The sequence below is a fragment of the Variovorax robiniae genome, assembly GCF_037889955.1.
Taxonomy (GTDB): domain Bacteria; phylum Pseudomonadota; class Gammaproteobacteria; order Burkholderiales; family Burkholderiaceae_C; genus Variovorax; species Variovorax robiniae.
In genome coordinates, this window is the sequence record NZ_JBBKZS010000062.1 from 1 (window position 1) to 6,857 (window position 6,857).

At 59.7% G+C, this 6,857-nt stretch carries 6 protein-coding genes; 3 read left to right on the forward strand and 3 right to left on the reverse strand.

Annotated features, from left to right (window positions below; translation table 11 throughout):
* Positions 1 to 232, reverse strand: a 232-nt coding sequence (locus WKW79_RS36570; RefSeq protein ID WP_340340125.1) for a hypothetical protein, incomplete at its 3' end; no start/stop codon positions are given.
* 45 nt (positions 233 to 277) lie between these two features.
* Positions 278 to 3,775: an indolepyruvate ferredoxin oxidoreductase family protein gene (locus tag WKW79_RS36575; protein WP_340340126.1), complete on the reverse strand. Its 3,498-nt coding sequence runs from the start codon at positions 3,773 to 3,775 to the stop codon at positions 278 to 280.
* Positions 3,776 to 4,128: 353 nt separating this feature from the next.
* Here WKW79_RS36575 and WKW79_RS36580 point away from each other — a divergent pair, with 353 nt between their 5' ends.
* Complete coding sequence (locus WKW79_RS36580) at positions 4,129 to 4,839, forward strand: GntR family transcriptional regulator (protein ID WP_340340127.1); 711 nt, start codon at positions 4,129 to 4,131, stop codon at positions 4,837 to 4,839.
* A gap of 48 nt (positions 4,840 to 4,887) precedes the next feature.
* A complete protein-coding gene (locus tag WKW79_RS36585) occupies positions 4,888 to 5,727 on the forward strand; it encodes a helix-turn-helix domain-containing protein (protein ID WP_340340128.1) in 840 nt (279 codons plus the stop codon).
* A 118-nt stretch (positions 5,728 to 5,845) separates the two neighbouring features.
* Here the strand turns inward: WKW79_RS36585 and WKW79_RS36590 are convergent, their stop codons facing one another.
* Positions 5,846 to 6,205 (reverse strand): cupin domain-containing protein, encoded by a 360-nt coding sequence (locus WKW79_RS36590; RefSeq protein WP_237677822.1) that lies wholly within the window; start codon positions 6,203 to 6,205, stop codon positions 5,846 to 5,848.
* 474 nt (positions 6,206 to 6,679) lie between these two features.
* Here WKW79_RS36590 and WKW79_RS36595 point away from each other — a divergent pair.
* Positions 6,680 to 6,857: DUF4158 domain-containing protein (locus WKW79_RS36595; protein WP_340340129.1), on the forward strand; the 178-nt coding region annotated here is incomplete at its 3' end.

Genomic DNA, 6,857 nt, shown 5'->3' on the forward strand with positions numbered 1-6,857 from the left:
CGGCGTCTGCGTGGCATGCGCCACGCCGCCGGTGGACAAGTCTGCGCTGCAGACTATCGATCGACTTGAAAATCAAGTCCCAACCCGTCCGCGCAACAGGGTCAAGTCCAAAGCGCATGTCATTCTTGCTAAGCGCCCTGCGTGCCTCTGTGCTTACTCGCTCAGCCAGCGTGGCATCGACGAGGGGAGCGAGTTCGATGCCCAACTGTTCGAAATAGTCGACCTTCATCATAAGAATTCAACCCCGGCGGCATCTCAATCACCCGCTTGGAACATCCTACGCCGCCTTCTTCAGCGCTATGACTCGACGCTGAAGCGTCTCGAGAAGTACCTTCTCCTGCTCACGAGCAGCTGCGATTCCGCGCGCTCGGACATGACCATATCCACGGATACCGTCCGGCAGCTTCGCCAGCTTGACTGCCGCGTCGTAGTGACCGGCGTCTCGCGTTGAGGCGATGACCGACAACGCTTGGTCGACCATGGACTTGTACTGCACAATCAGAGCGCGCTCCGTTCGGCGCTCCTCCGTGCGGCCAAAGACGTCAAAGGTCGTTCCACGCAGGAAACGCAGCTTCGCCAGAATCCGGAACGCGGGGATGACCCACTGCCCGAACTCGCGCTTCTTGGGCTCGCCGGTTGCGGAGTCTCGCTTCGAGAGGATTGGCGGAGCCAGGTTGAACACCAGCTTGAAATCGCCCTCGAACTTGCGCTCGACGCTCTGCAGGAAGCCTGTATCGGTGTAGAGGCGAGCCACCTCGTACTCGTCCTTGATGGCCATCAGCTTGAAGTAGTACTTCGCTACGGCGCGAGTGAGGTCGGTGCGACCGGGGAAGCTGCTGTGTTCGATGCTGCGAACATGCTCCACATAACTGGCGTATTGCGCGGCATAGGCCTCGTTCTGGTAGTCCGTCAAGAAGCGCGTGCGCCACTCAATGGCCTTTTCCAGGTCCTCGATGACTGCGGGCGAGAGTCCTGCGCCGTGGTCGGCCTGGAGGTTCGCCAACATGCGCTCGACCGCATTAAGGTCCACAACCGTACGGCGTCCCCACAGAAAGGCGTCTCGGTTCATCTGCTGCTGCGCGCCGTTGAGCTCGATGGCCTTCTCAATCGCTTCGGCTGTCACGGGAATCAATCCGCGCTGGTAGGCAAAGCCCAGCATAAACATGTTCGCCGCTATGCCGTCACCCAGCAGTGCTGTTGCGATGCGCCCAGCCTCCACGAAGTCTGCGCCCTCGGCGCCGACCGCATCCACGATGTTGCGCTGCAAGCTACCTCGCGGATACTGCATGTCGGCCTTGCGAGAGAACTCTCCCGGCATCGTCTCCTGGGTGTTGACGACCATGCGCGTGCGGCCCTTGCTTGTGGCGGCCAGCGTCTTCGAGTTGCCGGCAACAATCATGTCGCACCCCAGTACCAGATTTGCACCTCCGGCCGCGATGCGGATGGTCTTGATGGCCTCGGGCGACTTGCCAAACCGCAGGTGGCTCCATACTGAGCCGCCTTTCTGCGCAAGACCTGCCATGTCCAGGATGCCACAGCCCAGGCCTTGAAGGTGAGCAGCCATTCCCAGAATCGCGCCGATGGTCACTACGCCGGTGCCGCCCATGCCCGTGATGAGGATGCTGTAGACGCCGCGCTCAAGCGATGGCAGTTCTGGCTCCGGAAGAGCGACGAACAGGCCGCCGGAGTCGGCGACTCGCTCTGGCTTGCGAAGCGAGCCGCCAAGCACCGTAACGAAGCTGGGGCAGAAGCCCTTCACGCAGGAGTAGTCCTTGTTGCAGGACGACTGGTCAATGGTCCGCTTGCGACCTAGCTCTGTCTCGAGCGGCTGGACCGACACGCAGTTGGACTTCACGCCGCAGTCGCCACACCCTTCGCAGACGAGGTCGTTGATAAGCAGTCGCTTGGCTGGGTCCGGAAACTTGCCGCGCTTGCGCCGGCGTCGCTTCTCCGCAGCGCAGGTCTGGTCGTAGATGAGCGCGGTAGCTCCCTCAATCTCCCGCAGCTCCTTCTGGATGACGTTGATGTCGTCGCGATGGTGAACGGTCAAACCCTGGGGCCAATTGATGCCAGCAGGGTACTTCTCGGGCTCGTCGCTGACGACCACGATGCGCTTGACGCCCTCGGCGTGGACTTGGTGCGCGATGGTGGGAACGTCAAGCGGTCCGTCGTGGCGCTGACCTCCCGTCATGGCCACAGCGTCGTTGAACAGAATCTTGTAGGTGATGTTGGTCTTCGCCGCGACTGCGGCTCGGATGGCCAGCAGACCCGAGTGAAAGTAGGTCCCGTCGCCGATGTTCTGGAACATGTGCTGGCGCTTGGAGAACGGAGCCTCGCCGACCCACGACATACCCTCAGCACCCATCTGCGTGTACCCGGTGGTGGAGCGGTCCATCGCCTGGGCCATCCAGCTGCACCCAATCCCAGCGTAGCCCTTGCTGCCTTCCGGGAGCACCGTCGACGAGTTGTGGGGACAGCCGCTGCAGAAGTAGAAGCTGCGAGACAGGATGTCGATGACGCCTTTTGGGACACGCATGGAGCGAATCTCATCGAGCCGTTGGCGCAAGGCTTCAAGCTTGCCGTCGTGAAGCTGCAGAAGGCGCTCGGCAATGGCGACCGCGATTTGGTTAGAGTCGAGCGCCATTTCCGATTGGAAGAGGCTTTGTCCCTCCTCATCGAGCTTCCCGATGATGGCGGGCGCGCCGACTTTTCCGTAGAGCTGCTCCTTGAACTGGGTCTCGAGCAGGCTGCGCTTCTCCTCCACGACGATGACCTTCTGGAGCCCTTCCGCGAAGCGCACGGCCCCGGTGGGCTCCAAGGGCCAGGTCATGCCGACCTTGTAGATGCGGAGCCCGAACTGGCCCGCCTGCTCTTCAGTGAGGTCCAGGTCGTGCAGGGCCTGCAGCACGTCGAGGTAGCTTTTCCCGTGTGTGACGATGCCCAGCTTCGCCGAGGCGCCATCCACGACGATTCGGTCGATGGCGTTGGCTCGCGCGAAGGCCTTCACGGCCTCGAGCTTGTGCCGGTGCAGCCTGGCTTCCTGGGCGTGCGGCGTGTCGGGCTGGCGGAGGTTCAGGCCGTCCGCCGGCATTTCCACGTTGTCGGGCAGAACGATGCGAACGCGGTCTACGTCGACGTCGATGGAAGCGGTAGCCTCCACGGTGTCCTTGACACACTTCATGCCGACCCAGCACCCGCTGTAGCGAGACAGTGCCCAGCCGAAAAGGCCGAAGTCCAGGATTTCCTGGACGCCGGCGGGGCTCAGCACGGGAATCATGGCGTCTACCATCGCGAACTCGCTCTGATGGCAGGTCGTCGAGGATTCGCAGGTGTGGTCGTCGCCCATCAGGACCAGGACGCCGCCATGCTTCGATGAGCCCGCCAGGTTCCCGTGCCGGAAGGCGTCACCCGTACGGTCAACGCCGGGCCCCTTGCCGTACCACATGGCGAACACGCCGTCGTACTTTCCTTCTCCGCTGGCCTCGGCTTGCTGCGAACCCCAGACCGCCGTGGCAGCCAGGTCTTCGTTTACACCTGGCACGAACACGACGTTGTGGGCGGCGAGAGGCTTGGCAGCCTTGTTGAGCTGCTCGTCAAAGGTGCCGAGTGGCGAACCGCGGTAACCGGTGATGTATCCAGCGGAGTTGAGCCCGTGCGCCCGGTCGCGCATGTGTTGAGTCATCGGTAGCCGCACCAGTGCCTGGGTACCAGAAATGAAGACCCGACCATGGGCGAAGGTGTACTTGTCGTCGAGGCTGACTGGGTGAAGGCTCATTCGGACCTTTCAGGGTTGAGACCGGACCGGCGCGCTTCGCGAAGGCGACAGGGCTCGAGCGCCGAATGCCGCTGGGATAGGGAAACCTCGCATTTGAAGCAGGCCGGTAAAAGTTCTATAACTCTATGTCGGTACAAGTGTCGACACTTATCTTTTGAGCTCATGAATATGCAATCGGCGTCATGGAAATCCCTTGGTAGAAGCTCTCTGCGCTCCAGGGGCAAGGCGCACGGCTTTGCGGTTGGCGAAGGAAGCGGAATAACGACGGTCTCGAACCAGTCCAGCCCGTGAAGTCCTCAAAGACCAAGCAAATGCAGCCTGCGAGAGCTGCGACAGTCAGGGACGAGAGCAACGTGCAGCGGCTCTACTACGAGCTACGCGACCGGGCAATGCGGTACGACTTCAGGCCGGGCGCCCGAATCAATGAAAAGCAACTCGGTGAGCAGTTTGGTGTTGCGAGGGCCACCCTCCGGGAAGCTCTGAATCGGCTTGCTGCAGAAGGCTTGCTGGAGTTCGTTTTGAACAAGGGGTTCTACCGCAAGGCCATCAGCGTCGACGAGGTCTTTGACCTCTACCAAGTTCGCATCGCCCTGGAGCGTCGAGCCGTGATGCTGGCAATCCAGCGCGCATCAGACGCCGACATCGCTTCGGTTAAGGGTTTCTGGATCGACGTGATGAAGCAATCCGCGGCGATGTCCACCGGAGACATGGTTCTCGCCGATGAAGAATTTCACCGAAGGCTTATTGCGCTCTCGCACAACAAGGAGATCATGTCGTTCATGGATATCGTCACGCGTCGAATCCACGTCGCTCGCCACGTAGACATCGAGCAGCTGTCGTCGTGGAACCTTACGTCGTTCGATGCGCATATGAACGTCATCGACTTCATCGCCCTACGAAAGACCGAGGAAGCGCTACAGACGCTCACCGACCACATCGACATGAGCCTCAAGCGGGCAATCGAAATCACAAGGGAAATGGTTGCCCGCTTCTTCTTGGTTGAAGCATCGGCATCGCTTCAGGCCGCCGACCGCTCTTCCAAGGCAGAAAAAGTGACTGCGTAGCAAGGCTTGGGTAGTCGTAACCGCGGTTGAGTTCTTCGGGAGATTTCGATGTCCGACCCTCTACGCATCATTCATGGCCGATTCGGAAGGGCCATACTCGTGCGCCTGGACCATTCCATGGTCCTCCATGCGCACAGAGAATGTCACATCGTTTTCAAGATAGGTGGGGCGGACATTCAGTTTGGCGTCGGTGCCAAGGAGTATCCCGTTACGGCGCAAAGCGCACTCATGATTAACGCGTGGGAACCTCACTACTACCACTACAGAGAGACTGGGGCCAAGACCGTCCTGCTCGCCTTCTACCTCAACCCGCATTGGTTGAAAGAGGTTGACCGTCGCTTCGCGGGAAGCACCCATCCCAAGTTCTTCGAGCGTCCGGTGGAGGTTCTGAGTCCCCGCCTTGCACGAGGACGCGACGACGTCCTCGATGCGCTCGGGCAGCTCGAGCCGCCGAACGTGCAAGACATGGAGAACCTCATCGCATCCATCTTCTCGGAGATTCTCACGCTGTCTCCTCCTCGAACGCTCCCTCAGCTCGCAAGCGAACGGGTTGAGCGCGACTACGACGCGCGCATTCGAAAGATTGTCGAACGCATGCTTGGCGACGGTGACTTGCTCAGCAGCCCTGAGGACATGGCGGCTTTAGCTGGGTTGTCACGCGCGCAGTTCTTCAGGCTTTTCAAAAAGTCGACCGGACTGCCGCCCACCTTGTTTCTGAGCATGTTGAAGATGGAAGCGAGCCTGCAGAAGGTTGCTCAGCGCGACATCGCCCTGCAGGACATTGCCTTTGACCTGGGATTCGATACGGCTGGAAACTTCACGCGCTTCTTCGTTGGGATGCAGGGTTTTGCGCCCAGCAAATACCGCAAACTTCTCGAAGTCGTTTGAAGACATCTCGCGGGCGCTCTCCCATCCGTTTGAATGGGATTGCCTGAGCGAAGGTTCGGCTACTGACGCCCACACTTGGAGCGCCAGCGTGGTTTGCCAGCTGGAAGAGCTGAAAGGCCTACTTCCACTCCACCAGAATTTCTCGGTAGTCCTCGGTCCCGACGTTCTTTGCTTTGTGTTTTGCTGGTACTTTGACACCCTTGCCAATCTCCGACATCACCTCAATGGTGCCGTCTTGGACTTTGAGCTCAAAGATGCCGTTGGTGGGAACCGGGAACAGGCCCACGTCGTTCCCATGCTCGTCGTAGATTTGAAGAGGCGCCCCCTGGACTGCGAACCACATGTACGAATGGTCATGCGTGTGAACAGGGGTCTCTTCGCCTGCGGGCAGAACAAAGTCCCAAACGATGATTTTGTCGTTCTCAAAGAGCTTCCTGCTTCCGACTCCGGCCTCTTTGCTCGCTTGCGTTGTCTCCATGATTTTGTCTCGCTAAAAACGGCTAATAGCCAAGTTTCAGTACGGCACGATGGCCTCCATCTCAGAGTCGCTATCGGCGCATCATCGTGGCAACGCGCGAACCGGGACTCTGAATTTGAATCTTGGCGCACGAGTACGGAAAGGGCTTATCCAAACCCCTCGCTCCTTGTCGCCAAGGCTCAGGATTTATCGATACGTCTCATGAAATGACTTGGTAGTCGACGAGGGTGATGACACCAGCCGACAGCTTGCACTGGGCGCTCTAGTGTTGTGAGTTAGAAGTTCGTTGAACTATTCCTGAGCGTCAAAGTCTCTCGTGTAGGGGTCGATTTGTTTTCGGTGTCAAAAGTGACGCATCGGATCGCCAGCAACGACGCGGGGGTGCGTGCGGTAAGTCGTTGATTTTGCGAGCATTGCTGTTCACTTCGTTGCGGCGTATCGTGTCCGGCCCCCATATCGTCAAGGAGCGCGGCCATGCAAGGCTGGCAGACGTCGTACTTGGGCCTGCGCGACATTCCGGGCGAACTTAGCGAGTTCGAGCTGCAGGCGTTTTTCAGCTTCAGTCGCGCCGAGCACGAGTTGCTTGCGCGACGCCGCAACGACAGCCTGAAGCTGGGCTTGGCGTTGCACATCGGCTTCGCGCGGATGAGCG